Annotated in this window: 16 protein-coding genes; 13 read left to right on the forward strand and 3 right to left on the reverse strand. The window is 67.9% G+C overall.

Features of this window, described 5'->3' with window-relative positions; translation table 11 throughout:
• The first annotated feature begins 30 nt into the window (after positions 1-30).
• Genes CPH93_RS22750 through CPH93_RS22780 form a run of 7 tightly spaced genes read left to right on the forward strand, consistent with a single transcriptional unit; the run spans position 31 to position 5,933 of the window.
• On the forward strand, positions 31-1,308 hold the full coding sequence (locus CPH93_RS22750) for a hypothetical protein (protein ID WP_096213917.1): 1,278 nt from the start codon (positions 31-33) through the stop codon (positions 1,306-1,308).
• Positions 1,309-1,336: 28 nt separating this feature from the next.
• A complete protein-coding gene (locus CPH93_RS22755; protein ID WP_096213918.1) occupies positions 1,337-2,869 on the forward strand; it encodes an MFS transporter in 1,533 nt (510 codons plus the stop codon).
• Entirely contained in the window at positions 2,866-3,246 is a 381-nt protein-coding gene (locus CPH93_RS22760; RefSeq protein WP_096213919.1) for a hypothetical protein, read from the forward strand. The genes CPH93_RS22755 and CPH93_RS22760 overlap by 4 nt, the downstream gene beginning before the upstream one ends.
• Complete coding sequence (locus CPH93_RS22765) at positions 3,243-3,710, forward strand: 3-hydroxyacyl-ACP dehydratase FabZ family protein (RefSeq protein WP_096213920.1); 468 nt, start codon at positions 3,243-3,245, stop codon at positions 3,708-3,710. The genes CPH93_RS22760 and CPH93_RS22765 overlap by 4 nt, the downstream gene beginning before the upstream one ends.
• Before the next feature lie 27 nt (positions 3,711-3,737).
• The gene (locus tag CPH93_RS22770; protein WP_096213921.1) at positions 3,738-4,685 is read left to right on the forward strand and encodes an ACP S-malonyltransferase; all 948 of its coding nucleotides are present in this window, start codon (positions 3,738-3,740) and stop codon (positions 4,683-4,685) included.
• Positions 4,685-5,083 carry a PPOX class F420-dependent oxidoreductase gene (locus CPH93_RS22775; RefSeq protein WP_197708710.1) on the forward strand — a complete coding sequence of 133 codons (399 nt, stop codon included), beginning with the start codon at positions 4,685-4,687 and terminating at the stop codon, positions 5,081-5,083. The genes CPH93_RS22770 and CPH93_RS22775 overlap by 1 nt, the downstream gene beginning before the upstream one ends.
• A 16-nt stretch (positions 5,084-5,099) precedes the next feature.
• The gene (locus CPH93_RS22780) at positions 5,100-5,933 is read left to right on the forward strand and encodes a 4'-phosphopantetheinyl transferase family protein (RefSeq protein WP_331716950.1); all 834 of its coding nucleotides are present in this window, start codon (positions 5,100-5,102) and stop codon (positions 5,931-5,933) included.
• A gap of 424 nt (positions 5,934-6,357) precedes the next feature.
• On the opposite strand, the gene CPH93_RS22785 is transcribed toward CPH93_RS22780, so the two are convergent.
• Positions 6,358-6,912, reverse strand: coding sequence for a GNAT family N-acetyltransferase (locus CPH93_RS22785; RefSeq protein ID WP_096213922.1), 555 nt, complete (start codon positions 6,910-6,912; stop codon positions 6,358-6,360).
• Positions 6,909-7,349 (reverse strand): tetratricopeptide repeat protein, encoded by a 441-nt coding sequence (locus CPH93_RS22790; protein ID WP_159395040.1) that lies wholly within the window; start codon positions 7,347-7,349, stop codon positions 6,909-6,911. The genes CPH93_RS22785 and CPH93_RS22790 overlap by 4 nt, the downstream gene beginning before the upstream one ends.
• Before the next feature lie 244 nt (positions 7,350-7,593).
• Between CPH93_RS22790 and CPH93_RS22795 the strand changes: the two genes are divergently transcribed.
• Positions 7,594-8,466 carry a hypothetical protein gene (locus CPH93_RS22795; RefSeq protein ID WP_096213924.1) on the forward strand — a complete coding sequence of 291 codons (873 nt, stop codon included), beginning with the start codon at positions 7,594-7,596 and terminating at the stop codon, positions 8,464-8,466.
• 35 nt (positions 8,467-8,501) lie between these two features.
• Entirely contained in the window at positions 8,502-9,851 is a 1,350-nt protein-coding gene (locus tag CPH93_RS35860; RefSeq protein WP_159395041.1) for a hypothetical protein, read from the forward strand.
• 780 nt (positions 9,852-10,631) lie between these two features.
• On the opposite strand, the gene CPH93_RS22805 is transcribed toward CPH93_RS35860, so the two are convergent.
• Positions 10,632-11,192 (reverse strand): hypothetical protein, encoded by a 561-nt coding sequence (locus tag CPH93_RS22805; protein WP_096213926.1) that lies wholly within the window; start codon positions 11,190-11,192, stop codon positions 10,632-10,634.
• Between the two features lie 220 nt (positions 11,193-11,412).
• Between CPH93_RS22805 and CPH93_RS22810 the strand changes: the two genes are divergently transcribed.
• From CPH93_RS22810 to CPH93_RS22825, 4 genes are all read left to right on the forward strand, one after another.
• A complete protein-coding gene (locus tag CPH93_RS22810) occupies positions 11,413-12,489 on the forward strand; it encodes an MrcB family domain-containing protein (protein ID WP_096213927.1) in 1,077 nt (358 codons plus the stop codon).
• Between the two features lie 365 nt (positions 12,490-12,854).
• Positions 12,855-13,931 (forward strand): hypothetical protein, encoded by a 1,077-nt coding sequence (locus tag CPH93_RS22815; protein ID WP_096213928.1) that lies wholly within the window; start codon positions 12,855-12,857, stop codon positions 13,929-13,931.
• Positions 13,932-14,245: 314 nt separating this feature from the next.
• A complete protein-coding gene (locus CPH93_RS22820; protein ID WP_096213929.1) occupies positions 14,246-15,481 on the forward strand; it encodes a helix-turn-helix domain-containing protein in 1,236 nt (411 codons plus the stop codon).
• A complete protein-coding gene (locus CPH93_RS22825; protein ID WP_197708711.1) occupies positions 15,478-16,041 on the forward strand; it encodes a flavoprotein in 564 nt (187 codons plus the stop codon). The genes CPH93_RS22820 and CPH93_RS22825 overlap by 4 nt, the downstream gene beginning before the upstream one ends.
• Positions 16,042-16,197: the final 156 nt, after the last annotated feature.

A 16,197-nucleotide genomic window follows, 5' to 3' on the forward strand; every position in this document is an offset into this window, starting at 1 on the left:
GTCCGAACTCAGCGAAAGGCACGACACACCATGAACGCAGCCCGGACGACCTCGTTCTATCCCTGGCGTGAGGAGTACGTGACGCTGCCAGTCCCGAGTGGGAACGGCACGGACGCGTCGATCGGTCTGCTGAAGATCGGCGACCCGAACGCCAAGACCGTCGTGCTGTTCCTCGGCGGCAAGGAGGGCGCGGCCGCCGGCTTCACCGCCCTCGGCCGGACCGTCGCCGCGGTCGCGCCCGGCGTGCAGTTCTGGGCGATGGACCGGCGCGAGGTGTTCCTCACCGACACCTCCCAGGCCGACGCGCCGCTCGACGAGGCCCTCGGCTACTACCTCGAAGGCCGCTACCAGAGCCCCGACCCGGAGAACTTCGCCGAGTACGCCGAGTGGGGCCTCCAGGTCCTGGTCGACGACCTCCGGGTGGCGGTTGCGGCGGCCGCCGAGGGCGGGCGCAAGGTCCTGCTCGGCGGGCACTCCGTGGGCGCCGCCGAGGTCGTGCACTACGCGTCCTGGGACTTCGGCGGAGTCGCCGGCCACCGGAGCATCGACGGTCTGGTCCTGGTCGACGGCGGTGCGCTGAACGCCTTCCGCGGTGCGGGCATGGAGTTCGGCATCGACCTCGACACGGCACGCGGCTGGCTGGGCGGCATCCGCGCGGGCGGTGTCTTTGAGACGGAGACCTCGACCTCGGCCACCCTCGGCTTCGACGGGCCCCCGGAGACCGCCGCGCTGATCTACAAGCTCGCGGCCAGGGCGCTCCTGGAGCAGCCGACCGCCGTCTCGCCGCTGGCCGCCCACCTGCCCGCGCGGTACCCCGTGCCGGACTCGGCCACCAACCACGAGGTCTTCGCCGCCCTGGTCAACCTGGGCAATGCCAAGCCGGGCTACGGCGTGACGGCCGGCCGCTTCGAGGGCGGGAACTGGGTGCAGGAGGGGCCGACCCGGCTCGGTGTCGTCGCGCACGCCCACTCGCTCGGCGCCGGTGCGTTCCAGTGGCGCACCCTGAACCGCACCCTGCTCGACCTCATCGCCGTCGACTCGCTGCGGCAGAACGAGATCACTGAGCTGCTCGGCCTGCGCGGTCTGCACGCCGCGGAGATCGACGTGCCGGTACTGGCCTACGCCTCCGCGTTCACCAACGGCTCCTCCCTCGACGCCGCCAAGGAACTCGCCCAGCTGTCGGCCATCAGCCGCCTCGACCTCGTCGAGGACAAGGCGCTGAGCCACCACGACGTCCTCTTCGCCGACTTGCCCGCCAACTCGCTCGTCCGCGCCCTCGCCTCGTTCGCGGGCTCGCTCGCCGCGTAAGCCAAAACTCACAGACAGGGGTCCCACAGTGACCAGCACGGAGTCCGTCCACCGCACGGGCGCCGACGAAAGCCCCGCGCACCGCAGACCGACATGGCTGGTGCTCGCGGTGGCCTCGGTGGCGGTCGTCATCGTCCCCCTCGGCGTCAGCGGCACGCCGCTGCTGCTGCCCGGAATCGGCACCGATCTCGGCGGTGGCCTCGCCCCGCTCCAATGGGTGGTCAACGCGTACAACGTGGCGGCGGCGAGCACGATGCTCGCCACCGGCGTACTCGCCGACCAGTACGGCAGGCGCCGGGTCTTCCGCCTCGGTGCCGGGCTGTACCTGGTCTCCCTGCTGGCCACCATCCTGGCCCAGGACACCCTGGTGATCGACGTGGCCAGGGCCGCCGCCGGCATCGGTGCCGGTGCCATCGTGACGTCGATGACGGCCATCGTGGCCAACGCGTTCGACGGCCCGGCCCGGGCCAAGGCCTTCGGTCTCGTCGGTGTGGTGATCGGCGCCGGGCTCGCACTCGGGCCCACCATCAGCGGCGCGATTGCCCAACTCCTGGACTGGCGTGCGGTGTTCGGCTTCCACGCGGTGATCGTGGCGTTGGGGCTGCTCGGCTCCCTCCTGCTGCCCGAGTCCCGCAACCGGGGTGGCAGCCGGTTCGACTTCCTGGGGGCGGGCCTGTTCACCGTCGCGCTGCTGCTGCTGACGATCGGCACGATCGAGGGCCCGCAGTCCGGGTGGGCGGACGTGCGCACGATCGCCCTGTTCGCGGGCGCGGTGTTGGCCTTCGTCCTGTTCGTCGTCCACGAGCGGCGTACGAGCAATCCGATGTTCGAACTGAGCCTCTTCGCCGACCGGCAGTTCCTGACGGTGAACCTCGTCAACATCGAGTTCGCGTTCGGCTTCATCGGTCTGCTCCTGCTGCTCCCCGCCTTCCTGTTCAGCGTGGGCGGACTGGGCAACGGGGCGGCTGGCCTGCGGATCCTGCTGCTGACCGTGCCGATCTTCCTGGTGCCGATGGTGTCCGGCAGGCTGAGTGCCGCGGGTGTGCCGCTGCGGCTGATCCTGGCTGGCGGCCTCGCCCTGATCGGCGTCGGCGCGTTCGGTCTGACCTTCGCCGAGGGTGACAGCGCCCTGTGGGTGCTGGCCGTACCGCTGGTCGTCACCGGAGCCGGTGTCGGTGTCCTCAACGGAGTGATGGACGGCGCCGCTGTCGGCTCCGTGCCGAACACCTCGGCGGGGATGGCGGCGGGGATGTTCAACACCATCCGCCTCGCCGCGGAATCCCTCGCCTCGGTGGTCGTCGTCGCCCTGGTCGCGTCCTTCGTCCATACGCAGCTCTCGGCGGCGTCCCTGCCCGCGGGCCTGAACGCCGCCACCGCGGCCGACGAACTCGCCGCGGGTGACGTCAAGCAGCTCTTCGCGCAGTACCCGGACCAGGCCCACACCCTGGCGTCAGCCCACGCCTCGGCGTTCCACCAGGTCATGTGGATCTCGGTGGTGCTCGCCGCGGTGTCGGTGGTGACCGTGCTGGTGCTGCTCCGCCGACAGGACAGCCGACGATGACCGCCGCCAGGCAGCTGCCCCTCACCGCGGTGGACGGGATCGAGGCGAAGGACGGCGGATTCGTCGGGCGCAAGAAGGTGAGCGCCGAAGACCCCTACCTGTCCGGCCACTTCCCCTCGCTGACCGTCTACCCCGGGGTGTTCCTGATCGAGGGCGTGCAGCAGATGCTCGAACTCCATCTGGACGGCGTACTCGGAGGGATCGAACTGGTCTCCATCGAGTCGGCCCGGTTCAGCCGGCCCGTACTGGCCGGGGACGAGGTGCTGTTCGACACGCGTGTCACCGGCGAGCGCCCCCTGCTGACGACCGCGACGACCTGCACCGTCGACGGCCGGCGGTGCGCCCGGATCGCCGCGACCTGGAGGTGCGCGTCATGACCGAGTATCCGGACCCGGCCGATCTGCTGCCGTACGGTCATCCGGCGCTGCACATCGACCGGATCCTGGCCCATCGGCCCGGCACGCTGACCGCGGTGAAGGCCGTGTCCCAGCACGAACTCGGCAGCCACCTCGGATCGGCGCGGCCCGCCCGTCTCCCCTCGACCCTGGTGCTCGAGTCCTTCCTCCAGGCGTGCGGGCTGCTGGGCGCGCTCGACGCCGGGGACGAGGGGAGCGGACGGCTGCTCGTATTCGGGTCGGCGCGCAACCTGCGCTTCGAAGGGTCGGTGCGGGCGGGCGAACTCCTCGTGCACTCGGTGGAACTGCTCGACACCCACGAGGACACCGCGGTGTTCTCCGGTGTTTCCCGAACCGGCGACGGAGAGACCGTGCTCACTGTGGAGCGCGCGATCACTCTGAGCCGGCCCTCGGAGTCCCTCGCCGCGGCGAACAGCGACGACTGACCTGCCTTTCAACGAAAGCGAGACACCATGTACGACTACGTGATCACGGTGCCGGGACAGGGGTCGCACCGACCGGGGATGCTCGATTCCTGGCTGACGGAGGCACCACACGCACCGGATCTGCTCGCCGAGTGGTCCGAGGCCGCCGGGCTCGACCTGCTCGCGGCCGGCCGGGACGCTGTCGCGATGAGCGACACGGCCGTTGCGCAGCCGCTGATCACCGCGGCGGCGCTGCTGTCGCTGGAGCGGTTGCGGGCCCGGACGGACCTGGCTCCCGGCCGGGTGCTGTACGCCGGGCACTCCGTCGGTGAGCTGGCCGCGTCCGCCGGTGCCGGCTACCTCTCTCCGGCGGCGGCGATCGTCCTGGCCCGGGCACGGGGGAAGGCCATGTCGGCGGCGTGTGCGACGGCCCCGACAGGCATGGTGGCGTGTATGCCGTCCAAGAGGGAAGGCGCACCGGACGAGTCGATCATCGACGCGATCCACGCCGGGGGACTGGCCGTGGCCAACTGGAACGGCAGCCACCAGTTCGTGGCGGCCGGTCCCCTCGCCGCCGCCGAGGACTTCGCCACGACCCCGCCCCGTGGCATGCGCGTGGTCCGGCTGGAGGTAGCCGGGGCCTTCCACACCGAGGCGATGGCCCCAGCCCAGGAGTCGTTCGCCCAGGCCGTGGCTCAGGTGTCGTGGCAGACACCGCACTCGGCGATGCTGGGCAACGGGGACGGCGCGCTCGTGGCCGGGCCGGACGACCTCCGGCAGCGGCTGGTCACGCAGCTCACGTCGGCGGTCAGATGGGACCTGTGCGCGCAGTCGATCGCCGAGTGCTCCTCGACGGAGACGCTGCACGTCGAACTGGCGCCCGCAGGCCCGCTGACGAAGCTCGTCGAGCGGGCCCGCCCGTGGATGCGCGCCGTGGCACTGCGCGCGGCGGACGACCTGGACGGCGTTACCGCTCTTGCCGGCAGTGGTGCCTGATGGCCCGGCAGATGGTGCCGAGCAGCCATGAGGATCTGCTGACCCGACCGCTCTTCTGCCATGTCGGTACCCTCAGGGCGGACGGCTCCCCGCAGGTCAACCCCATGTGGGTGCTGTGGGAGGACGGCGAGCTGTCGTTCACCACGTCCACAGCCCGGGTCAAGTACGCCAACATCCAGCGGGACGCCCGGGTCTCCATGTCGATCAACGACCCGGAACAGCCGTACCGCTACCTGGAGGTCCGGGGCCGCGTGGACCGGGTCGTGCCGGACGCCGAGGGAGAGTTCTTCCAGCGCCTGGCCGCCCGGTACGGCCGGGAGCTCGGCGGGCAGCTGCCGCCGGACGTCCGCACCCGGGTCCGCCTGGTCGTCCGGCCGGAGGCGGCCTCCTGTCAGTGACCCCCGAGGAGGAGACATGCTCGCCGAGATCCTGCCGGTCTCGGTCGCCTGCGCCGAGCGGTTCGACGACCTCGAGCCGGTCACTCCGTATCCGGAGGAAGAGGCGGTGGTGGCCCGGTCGGCGGCCGGGCGCCGCGACTCCTTCCACACGGTGCGGCACTGCGCCCGGTTGGCCATGGTGAAACTCGGCAGGCCTGCCACACCGGTCCTTCCGGGGCCGAAGGGCGAGCCGCTGTGGCCGGCCGGACTCGTCGGCAGCATGACGCATTGCGCCGGCTACCGCGGGGCGGTGGCTGCACCAGCCACCGCCCTGATGGGGCTGGGCATCGACGCCGAGCCGCACAAGCCGCTGCGGCAGGGAGTACTGGAGTACGTGGCGCTGCCCGCCGAACGGGAACGCCTCGCCCGCCTCGCGCGCACCCACCCCTCGACCCACTGGGACCGGCTCCTGGTCAGCGCCAAGGAGTCGGTCTACAAGGTGTGGTTCCCGCTGACCCGAAAGTGGCTGGACTTCGACGAAGCCGACATCACCCTCCTCCCCGACGGCCGCTTCACCGCACGCCTGCTGGTCCCGGGCCGAAGTGGCGGGCCGCCGAATTCCCGCCCTCTCCGGCCGCTGGCGCGTCGCCGGGGGTATCGGTCTGACGGCCATTGCCGTCGGCTCATCGGGCCGACGGGGGCTCATGAGGATGGCCCGGATGCGAAGCACGAAGCTGCCATGGCCGCACGGCGGGCGTACAGCTTCTTCGATGCGTGCCGAGTGCTGTTGGACGCGCAGTTCGGAAAAGAGCATGTGGTGAACTGCTTCCAGCGGGCTGAAGCCCTCGTGCTGGTCCGGCCCAAGGGGTGAGCCTGACACGGGTCATGACGCCTCACCTTACGTGAGCGCTGCGTGAGCGGACTGGGTGACACCAGGGCGGATCGGGCGTTGTGGCGATCATGGCCGGGCGCCTCTGATCAGGGTAAATGGGATTTGGCGGCATCGTCCGAGACCTGCTGGGATGATCTTGCAGGCCCTCGTAATGCGTAGGTCTCGGGTTCGAATCCCGAACCAGAGCCCAGGCGCTTCTGTGACGCGGGTGCGGAGCGCCGGTGCATATCAGGTTGGTGCTGGGCCCGCAAGATGTCGACGTGGGCGGGCAGGGGCGTGGTTGCTGGTGCCGGGGCGGCGACTGAGGTTGAGGTGAGGGCTTGTTGCATCAGGGGCGTGCGCACGTCGCCGCGGTGGGCCCCTGCCCTGTGGGCGGTGCAGCCTGATGCGCGTGTCCTTAGCTCTACGCCTGCTTCACGGCCCGCAGCATGACGGCGTATACCGGGGAGTCGGGGAACGGCCTCTGTTGTCCGACTCCCCGGTAGCCCCATGCCTCGTACACGGCCTGTACGACGCCGTCACCGTTGGCCGGATTCACCAGCAGCGTCACCCGCTCCTCCGACCGATGAGCCAGCCATGCCTCATGCAGCTGCCACGCGATGCTCCGACCGCGCCAGGGCTTTCGGACCACAATCTCGTTCAAGGTGACCGTGCGGGTGCTGTCCTCCGTGGTCATCTCCTTGGGAAGTGGCGACGTCATGTCGTCCCACCACTGGGTGTTCGCCCCGAGGCTCGTCCCGAAGCAGAAGCCGACGGGCCGTCCTTCCTCGAATCCGACCACCGCAGTCCAGCCGGGCCGAGAAGAGTAGGCGGACAGCCGCTCGTCGAAGCGCCCGACTTCGTAGAACGGCCCCATGAGCCCGAAGTCGCGATGTCTGACCTCGACGTGAATATCGAGGATCTGCTGTCGGATCTCGGGGAGGTCCGCGGCAACGTAGTGCTTGACGTCAACCGTCACAGTTCCTTCTTTCGTTCGGCGTAGCAGTCCGCCCACTTGACTGCGGAACGGGTTCCGGGAGCCACCTGTTTCAGCATGCGGTCGAACTGTCGCAGAAGGTCGCTGGTACGCCCTCCCAGGGGTTCCTCGCCCGGTCCCGGAAGAAGAGGAAGTGCGGTGGCGACGGCCTGCTCCGCCTCTCCTTGAGCGAGCTGAGCAAGTGCCAGGTGGACGCTGTAGTAGATCCGGTTGCGCCGGTAGTCCGGCCTGAGCCGCGACAGGGCGCGGTGGAGGTGGGCCTCAGCCTCATCGTGCCGGCCCAGGTCGGACATGACGAGTGCGGACAGACCGTCCAGTTCGGCGCGGTCATAGAAGGACGCCCATGCTGGCCGTCCGTCCTGGGGGTCCGCATGCTCGTACGCTTTCTCGGCGTTCTCCAGGCTTCGCAATGCCGCCAAGGCGTCCCCTCGGGAAGACAGGACTCCGGCCACCCGAGCATTGGCGAGCGAACGATTGTCCTGTGCCCACTCCTGACCACGGCGGTGGACGTGCTGCCCGCTGAGGTAGATCAGGTGCGCGGGGGTGGTGATCGATATGGCGGCGAAGGCGGCGGGCGTGGCCTTCCTGCGATGAACGCGGGCTGTGGCGTTAGCAGGTTGCGCAGCATGGGGATGGGGCTGTGGCGCGGGAAGGGAGTGGACCATGGAGCCGGGCGAGAGTTGGGCGTATCGCGCCGCGCCTTACCACGGCGCGGTCAGCGAGGTTGAGGTGCTCAAAGTCGGCACGCAGCGCCCGCTCCGGGTGAAGGTGCGGTTTGTCGCGGACGATGAGGAAGGCCGCGAGGAGTGGGTGCCTCCGGTCCGGCTCAGGGTGCCGTGGCAGCAGAGAGATGAGTGGCTGGAGAGACAGCTTCGGTGGGACGAGCTGACCCGTGATGGACCGGGCGATGAGGATGCCGAGTTCCTTGCGGCGAGCCTGGTCTTCGACGAGTGCTCGGTGGAGGATGTGGTCTCGATGGGGTGGAACTATCGCGAGCGCGGAGTCCTCTATGTCGACGACGTTCCCGCCTTGGCGGCCATGCTGGATGTGCCAGAGGACTTCTTCGTCGCTGATCCGCGTGCCATCGTCGACGACGCAGGCGCCGCAACAGCGCCGTGGCCCACTACGCTTGCTGTGGCTCGTCTGCTCGCCAGGTCCCGGGCCGAGTCGCTGGCCGCCGTCCTCGCCGAGGAGGAGGAACGGACAAGGCGTCGAGCCGTCTACGGCGAGTATTACCGCGGGCGCGGAAAGAACCCGGGCACGCACATCAGCCCGGAGATCTGCGCGGAGGTAGACCGTATCCACAAGCCCGGCAGGGACCTGGTCCGGCAGTGGTGCGGGAGCGAAGCAGTCGACAATCTTGCTGAGCTCAAAGCACTGCGTGCCGAAGTGGTGCGTATTGGCAAGCTCATGGAAGAAGCGATCCGCTCGTTGCGAGAGGCCGGCCAGCCACGGGTGGCGGACAAGTTCGAGCGGCAGCTCGGCGTTCCGCTGGAAGTGCTACGTCATGTTCCCGGCGGCGATGCACATTCGTAGGCATCCGCTGACCGCGCATGAGGGGAGCTGAAGCCATGGGGCGTCGGGCCACTCTCAATGACCGCCAGCTCACCGTGCTTCGCCGCATCTGCGAAGACAGCACGCCAGTCACCTCGGCGGAGTCGGCCCTGGCTGCCACCGTGTACGCGCTGCGGAGGCGGGGACTTGTCACCACTGCTTGGGCCGACGGCCGATGGACGGCAGCCCCCACCGAGGCTGGCCGGCGGACTCTGGCCGAGGCAGACGGCACGGTGACGGCGTCGGATCCGAGCTCAGAAGAGACGGCGGCCGGTGTCGTTTCGGAACCGCCGACACCGGAGGTGACGCCAGAGGCGGCAGCTCGGCTGATCGCCGACATCGAGCGCTCGGGAGGCTCGCTTCGTATCCGTGATCCGGCGCCGGAAGAACGTGCCAGAATGCGTCGCGTCCTCCATGCTGCCAAGGCCACATACCAGATCCCAGGTAGCCACCATCTTGAATACAGCGGGCGCGACAAGGGCGACCTCGTCATCAGACTGGTCGCCGGCGAACATCCCAGGCGCGCTCCGACGCCAACTGAGCCCGTGACCATCGAGAAAGCCCTGCTGCCGGAACAGCTCCACTCCGTTGTCCGCCAAGCCGCTGTGCCCGTCTGCGGGGACTGCCGGGAACGTGCCCGACGAATCCTGCAGGCGGTCTGCTCGGCGGCGGAACGAAAGGGCTTCGCGATCAGCAACGCAGCACCTGAATCCCGCGCCGTCTTGTCTATCGGTGCCCGCAGTAGCGCGTTCCCTGTCGTCCTGACGGAGGGGAGCATCGAGGTCCACGATCCAGAAGGTGTGCAGTACGCGTGGCAACGCGTGACCGCGCGCGCCATCCGCCCCTCCCACGAACTGGAGATCGGTCTCGCCTACGACTGGGCGCACCGAGGCCGCCGCTACCGTTGGGGGGACCGGAGGCGCTGGCGGCTGGAGGACAAGCTCCCCGACCTCCTGCGCGAAGTCGACCGACGCTCCCAGATTGACGAGGAACGACAGCTCGCACAACAGCGCAAAGCCGAGGAAACCGAGCGACGCTGGCACGAAGCGATGGACCGAGCCCGAACAGCCTTCATCCATGCGCACCGGCAGAAAGCCTTGCACGATCAGGTCGAGGCGTGGAACGAGGCCTCACGCATCCGTGCCTACTGCGACGCTCTCGAACAGCATCTCCAGCAGGCCCCGACCGACGGAGAGGCCAGAGCCGAGGCAGTACGAGACTGGCTCTCCTGGGCACGCGACTACGCCGCTCACATCGATCCAGTACCTCGATGGCCCGGCATACCAGAAGACCCGGATATCAGTCCCAGCGATCTCCGTCCCTACTTGGAGGGCTGGAGTCCCTACGAACCCAAACGAGCCCGCTAGCCGCTGCTAAGCGACCGCGCTCCGGCCAGGCGCCAGCTGCCCGGGCTGCACTGGTGCAGCCCGGGCGGTGGAAAGCCGTACACGCATCAAGTCGGTCTTCCGGCTCCCCGAGCCCGCGCGGAACCTGGATGAGCCCGTGCGGAACCCGGAAGGAGGGTCAGGTTTTCGCGCAATGCTCGGTTGCGCCCCCGGCAGGACTCGAACCTGCGGCCAAGTGCTTAGAAGGGGCTCACTCGTTTCCGTATGGTTCCCACTCTGACCTGCGGCTAAGCGACGGTCGGGGGGATCGAGTCGACCGCGTCACCGCGCATTCACCGGAGGCGCTCGTTCCGGCCATAACGCGAGATGAGGGCGGCGACCACCGCCTTACAAGGTCGTTCAACCGATTGATCGGCTTGGGCGCCAAGCCCATCGCAGAGCCTGGCGAGTGCTCCGAGAAGTGCTCAAGGCCGCTTTGGCCTGTAGACGTTGCCGTCAGAGTCTGCCGTCAGGACGATCTCAGAGCTTAAGTCACAGTGGTCATGTCGGTGACCCCAAGTCGGCCCCCTGTCTCTGGCCGGGTGTTCGAACCTGAGACCTACGCATTACGAGTTGTCGGATCTTGTTCCGAGGCCGTCCGCTCAGGTCCAGGAGCAGCGCTGAGCTGCTGGTGAGGGCCCTAGGCATGCGCCACTGGATGTCGATGGACTTACTCGGACCGACCGGCAAACGAGACCAGATCTGAGACCACGGACGCGGTGCGAATGCCTCGCTGCACCTGGGGTGACGCCCCAGCCAACGTCACTCCTCAGCGACGACAACAGTGATGTTTTCCTGTGGATGTGTGAGCACTTGACGCGCAACAGCGGCAAACGTTGCGCGCTGCACTCGCAGATTCCCCTCCGCGTTGAAGGGATCGCCGCCAGAGCGCATAGGGACCATGGAGTCCTCGAACTGTCGAACCGACTCCAAGGTGTACTCAGCCTCATTGATGACCACATCGGGGCCGAGCATCCTGATCCGCTCCAGAGGCTCAAGGATCTGGTCTACAGCCTCAGAGAAGCCTCGGCCCACTCTCTGAGCCTCGTCGCGGAGCTCCTGCAAGGCCTCACCTTCAGGGGGCTCGACCTCGATTCGCTCCCATAGATCGCGGCGCAAGCGACCGGCCGCAGTGGCTCTCTCACAACTTGCCAGAAAGGTCAGATAGGCCTGCTCACGCTGACCCCGCATCCAGTGCGCGTGTTCGATGGAACCTTGATCCCTGACTTGTCGCCGGCCAGCCTGATACGCAATCACGGCGCCCCCAAGGGTCACCGTTGCAGCTACGCCGGCCGCCAAGACAGCCGCTACCCCCTGATCCATGCCTCACATGATCGCGGTAGTTGCGCGTCATATCTACTGATCGCTGTCTCCAACCCTCTTAATCAGTAGCTGACTTGTCCTCTGCCCCACCTCGATTGCGGGCTCTCGCAGTGATGGGCGGCTCGCCAGACACCCGCGGCCCACCAACGGTCAGCCCTGGGGGTGCTCCTGTACTTCCGGGCGAACCTCGTTGTCAGTGGTGTCTCCTACGATCCTGGCTATGACGCTACAAGGATTCTTGTCTGAGGTCGGATCGACGTACGAACGGGCCGCCGGCACAAGCTCGCCGGCTGCGCGCCTGCTGAGGTCGGCACCCTCGTTTTTCGAGCCGCACGTGCCAGGCGGTTACGTCATCAAGGGAAGCGCAGGCAACGGGGCTGGGGCGTTCTGCCCCTGGGTTGCCTTCTTCGACCCCGATGAGACCACGACAGCTACACGCGGGATGTACCTCGTCTACCTGTTCGCGGAGGACATGAAGACGGTCTCTCTCAGTCTGAACCAAGGCGTCACGGAGCTTCGGGAGGCATTTGGGACAACCAAGGCCGAGGAACGTCTGCGCGGGGAGGCAGCAGCTATCCGTGGTGCTATCCCCGATAGCGACGCGACTGGCCTCGAAGAGGCCATTGACCTCGGTGGCCGGCCGGGCCTGCCTCGCGCCTACGAGGCAGGCAACATCTTGGCTCGCATCTATGAGATTGAGTCACTCCCGAGTGAAGACATCCTGAAGCAGGATCTTCAACGCATGATCAAGCTCTACCAGGATGCACTCGCCCTGCGGGAAGAGCTGCGCAGCACCACCCGGGGCGTCATCACAACGATCAAGCAAAAGCAAGAGGTTGCCCCGGACCCCCTACTTCATTTCGCACCTAAGAGCGACTCAGAGTACGTCCAGAAGATCGCCTCTCGCGTGCTCAAAAAGAGTCGCAAGCACGAGACCTTGGTGCGACGCTATGGAGCGTTCCTAGCGGAGGCCGGGTTCGCTGCCGGGACCAACGTCCACCCGCGCGACATCGTCGCTAGGCGGGATGGGAACGACTGGCTCATCGAGGCAAAGGTGGTTCGACGCGGCAACGTCACCCACGCGGTACGAGAAGCCATCGGCCAGCTCGCGACGTACTCGTTCCTGCTCTACCCAGCGACTACACAGCCGCTGCGCATGGCCCTATTCACCGAAGCGATCGGAGACGTGTACGTGCGCTTGCTCCGTCATCAAGGCATCGCGTCTGTCTGGCCGACAGAGGAGGGGTGGGCCGGATCGCCAGAAGCGGTGGCAGCAGGTCTGGCAGACAAGAGCTAGAGAGCGATTGCTCGCCCGCTTCTGGGGGCGATGGCTCACCCCCAGAAGTGTGGGGACGACAATAGGTAGCAGCTTTACAGTCCCCACAGGTTCGCACCCCTTCATTGTCGGTGACCTGCGACGATGCATCTGCATCCGAGAATCCAACGCTTCCCCCTCCACATCTCGTCCAGAGAGTGATCTGTCGGTGCTGTTGCCCACGATCGTTGTCGCCGACTTCCTCCGGCTCCGGCGTGCGCGTCGCTAGGCTGACGACTCGTCCGGGGCCGAGGCCCCGCGAAGGTGGGGGGACGATGGAGATCGAGCTGTGGGGGGCCTTACCCCTGTCCTGTGTGGCACTGGGGTCGGGGGCTCTCGCGTGGAGCATGACACGTGCGCTGTGCCGAGCCGCGGGGCACGGTCTGTACTGGGATTGGGGCGCCTCGCGGGCCGACCCGGCGGCGTACCGACGCGGCGCGGTGTTCCTGGTCGCCCTGGCCCGTTACCTCGGCAAGCCCATGGAATCGGGCGTGACGGAGGTGGCGCTCCGGCTGGCTCAGGCGGCGCGGGCCCGGAAGCTGGTGCGGCGGGTCCGTAGAGTCGGCAGCCTGGTGCTGGCGGGCGTTCCGTACGCCGGGCCGCTGGCCCTCTATCTGTGCAGCGACTGGATCCGCGCCTCACCGTTCACGATTTTCTTCATCTACGCGTTCGTGATGTGTCTGACCTGTCCGCTGGGGGCGCTGCTCGCGTGGCAGCCCGCGCGACGGTCGTGGACCCGGCTGGGCGGTGACCATCGTGCCGTGGACTGGTGCCTGGTGGTCCTGCACGACGCCAGGCTCGCCACACAGGGCCGGGCGGACGCCATCCGGGCGGTCAACATCGGGATGGAAAGCCTCGGCCGGGTGTTGGAGGAGTACGCGGCGCAGAGCGTTGTCTTCCCCTCCGAGGCTCAGCGCAGCGCGGTCCGCACCCACGCCGCTCAGGTACGCCGAGCTCTGATCGCCGAAGCCGACGGATTGCTCCGCGACGGGCAGGCCGCACTTCCCGCCGTGATCGGCACCCTTCTCACCCTGCTCGACCGCCTGGCCGCGGGCCGCTGGCTGGCACTGCTCGACATCGAGGCGCCGGGCGACCCGGTGGCCGAAGGGGACGAGTCCCGGACCGAGCCGGCGGAGACCGGCCAGGACCGGCTCGTCGCCCTCGGGGGTTCGGTCCTGGCTGCGGGAGGCCTGGCCGCAGCCGCCGCTTTCGGCGTCCCGCTCGCGGCGGCCGTACCCGGGGCGCTGGTCTTCCTCTTCGGCCCGGCGATGCTGTGGGGTGGCAAAGACCTGCGGCCGTCAGCGCGGCGGATGCTGGCGTCAATGCAAGAGGGTATCGGCCGAGCAGGCACCGCACCCGAACCTCCAGCCGTCCAGGGCCCCGCCCCGGACAGTCCCCGTGCGGAGCCTGCTCAGTCGACGTAGATGGGGGGGAATGCCACTTCCTACTCAACTCACGTACGGGCATGGGGGCCTGAAGTGATGCCCGAGCCACGGCTTCTGACCTGCGGCGGAGTCGTCGTTGTCGGTCGTTGCCGGTCCTCCTCCGGCGGCCCACAGACGGCCCGGCACTCCCGCCGCTGACCTGCGAAAAGAGACCCGGACAATCCGTCCGGGTCTCGCCGCTTGGGCCCGTCAAGCTCGTATTGCGGCGGCGGGGCGCCGAGAGCGTCTACCCGCCGCCTGACCGGCTCTGTACCGTGAAATACGCCCCTACCAGCAGCAGGAGGCAGCACCCTATGCGTGGTCTTGGAGATCACCTCAGCATCGGCGAGCGCATCGCGTTCTACCGGAAGCGTCGCGGCTACACGCAAGAGGTGCTGGCCGGACTGGTCGGCCGCAGCACCGACTGGCTCGCGAAGGCAGAGACCGGCCGCAGAAAGCCGCCGCGAATCGACATGCTCGCGGAACTGGCGCGCATCCTGCGCGTGCCGCTTGGCGACCTACTCGGCCAGACCCTTCTAGTGGAGGACGAGAAGCACCAGGACGACGTGCCGGCCGTACGTGATGCGCTCATGAGCCCCCGGCGGCTCTCGCGTCTGCTCTTCGGACCGGAGGTGGACGTTCAGCTCCCCACTCCTGCCCCTGTGGCGTTGCGTGTGGAGCATGCTTGGAACGACTACCAGGGCGGGCGATTCGGCAGCGTGATCGCGGCCCTTCCGGCGCTTCTCCAGACGGCGCAAGAGCTAGAGGACCGTGCGGGACGCCGGGGCGAGGATCGCCGCGACTGCTGGGCGGTCTCTGCCCGCACGCATCACCTCGCGGCCACGACGCTTGCGAAGGTCGGCGAGTCCGACGTCTCGTGGTTGGCCGCTGAGCGGGCGATGCGTGCGGCGGACGAGTCCGACGATCCTCTGGTCCTCGCCTCAGCCGCCCGGTCTGGCACGCACGCGCTGCTCGCCAACGGTCGGTACGAAGCTGCGATGGAGCTGGGCAACACCACGGCGACGTGGTTGGCCTCCCAGGTAGCGGAGAGCGATCCGTCTGCGCTGAGCTTGCTCGGGATGATCCACCTAAGGGCCGCTGTCGCGGCGGCGCGGCACCAGGACCGCCTGACTGCAACCCGACTGTTGGACCGTGCCGAGGAACTCGCTGACGATCTCGGTTCAGACGAGAACTACTGGCAAACCGGCTTCGGCCCCACGAACGTGATCCTCCACCGGCTGTCTATCGAGCTTGACCTGGACAACGTGTCGTACGTGGTCGAGAACGGCCGGATCGACGTCGATCACATGCCGCAGGAGCGCAGTGTCTCGCACCGCATCGACTACAGCCGCGCGCTCTCCCTCGCTGGGCGCGGCGATGAGGCGTTTACCGAGCTGCGTACCGCCGAACGTACGGCGCCGCAGCTCGTGCGCAACAATCCCAGAGTGCGCGAGACGCTGAGGGACCTGATCAAACAGTCGCCCGTGAGCGGTGGCTCTCGCTCGTCCGAGGTGTTCGTGATGGCCCAACGGTGCAGGGCGGTGCAGTGAGTTCGAGCAAGCGCGGGGTACTGGGAGTCGTCGGTTCGGCGGCCGGCGGCGTGGAGTCGATCCGTACTGGCCTTGTTGAGCCCGCGGTGAAACGTGGGTGGCAGACGGCCGTGACGCTGACGCCGACGGCGGGAATCTGGCTTCGGATGAACGGCGAGACCGAACGGTTGGAGAAGTTGACCGGCCTACCCGTCCGTGACGCACCGCGCCTCCCCGGCGAGGCCCGACCGCACCCAGCCGTTGACTGCTACGTCGTGGCTCCAGCGTCGGCCAACATGGTCGCAAAGCTCGCGAGCGGCCTCATGGACAACCAGGCTTTGACGCAGGTGGGCGAAGCCATCGGGACTATCGGCTTGCCAGTCGTCGTCTTCCCTCGTGTGAACGCGGCGCACGCTCGTCACCCGGCGTGGCAGCGCCACATCGAAGCGCTGCGGGAAGCCGGTGTCCGGCTGGTCTACGGGCCGGACGTATGGCCGTTGTACGAGCCCCGTGACGCGCCGCCCGGACGGGAGCTTCCATGGGCTGCGGTACTGGATGCCGTGGATGAAGTAACCCGATGACAAATCGTCAATACCCCTGACCTGCAAGGAAAGAGGACCCGGACAGTCTGTCCGGGTCCTCTGCCGTCCGCGGACCCATGCTCATCTACATGCCAGGGATCAATGAGCGAAAGAATGAGCTAGCGGGCCTCACTCCCGCTGAATTCGCGCTGATCA

The organism is Streptomyces sp. 2323.1 (genome assembly GCF_900221035.1).
GTDB classification, from domain to species: Bacteria; Actinomycetota; Actinomycetes; order Streptomycetales; family Streptomycetaceae; genus Streptomyces; species Streptomyces sioyaensis.

What these genes read in the sequence shown, in the direction of transcription:
- CPH93_RS22750 (WP_096213917.1), top strand. Translation starts at nt 31, where the DNA reads ATGAACGCAGCCCGGACGACCTCGTTCTATCCCTGGCGTGAGGAGTAC.
- CPH93_RS22760 (WP_096213919.1), top strand. Translation starts at nt 2,866, where the DNA reads ATGACCGCCGCCAGGCAGCTGCCCCTCACCGCGGTGGACGGGATCGAG.
- CPH93_RS22765 (WP_096213920.1), top strand. Translation starts at nt 3,243, where the DNA reads ATGACCGAGTATCCGGACCCGGCCGATCTGCTGCCGTACGGTCATCCG.
- CPH93_RS22770 (WP_096213921.1), top strand. Translation starts at nt 3,738, where the DNA reads ATGTACGACTACGTGATCACGGTGCCGGGACAGGGGTCGCACCGACCG.
- CPH93_RS22775 (WP_197708710.1), top strand. Translation starts at nt 4,685, where the DNA reads ATGGCCCGGCAGATGGTGCCGAGCAGCCATGAGGATCTGCTGACCCGA.
- CPH93_RS22780 (WP_331716950.1), top strand. Translation starts at nt 5,100, where the DNA reads ATGCTCGCCGAGATCCTGCCGGTCTCGGTCGCCTGCGCCGAGCGGTTC.
- CPH93_RS22795 (WP_096213924.1), top strand. Translation starts at nt 7,594, where the DNA reads ATGGAGCCGGGCGAGAGTTGGGCGTATCGCGCCGCGCCTTACCACGGC.
- CPH93_RS35860 (WP_159395041.1), top strand. Translation starts at nt 8,502, where the DNA reads ATGGGGCGTCGGGCCACTCTCAATGACCGCCAGCTCACCGTGCTTCGC.
- CPH93_RS22805 (WP_096213926.1), bottom strand. Translation starts at nt 11,192, where the DNA reads ATGGATCAGGGGGTAGCGGCTGTCTTGGCGGCCGGCGTAGCTGCAACG.
- CPH93_RS22810 (WP_096213927.1), top strand. Translation starts at nt 11,413, where the DNA reads ATGACGCTACAAGGATTCTTGTCTGAGGTCGGATCGACGTACGAACGG.
- CPH93_RS22815 (WP_096213928.1), top strand. Translation starts at nt 12,855, where the DNA reads ATGACACGTGCGCTGTGCCGAGCCGCGGGGCACGGTCTGTACTGGGAT.
- CPH93_RS22820 (WP_096213929.1), top strand. Translation starts at nt 14,246, where the DNA reads ATGCGTGGTCTTGGAGATCACCTCAGCATCGGCGAGCGCATCGCGTTC.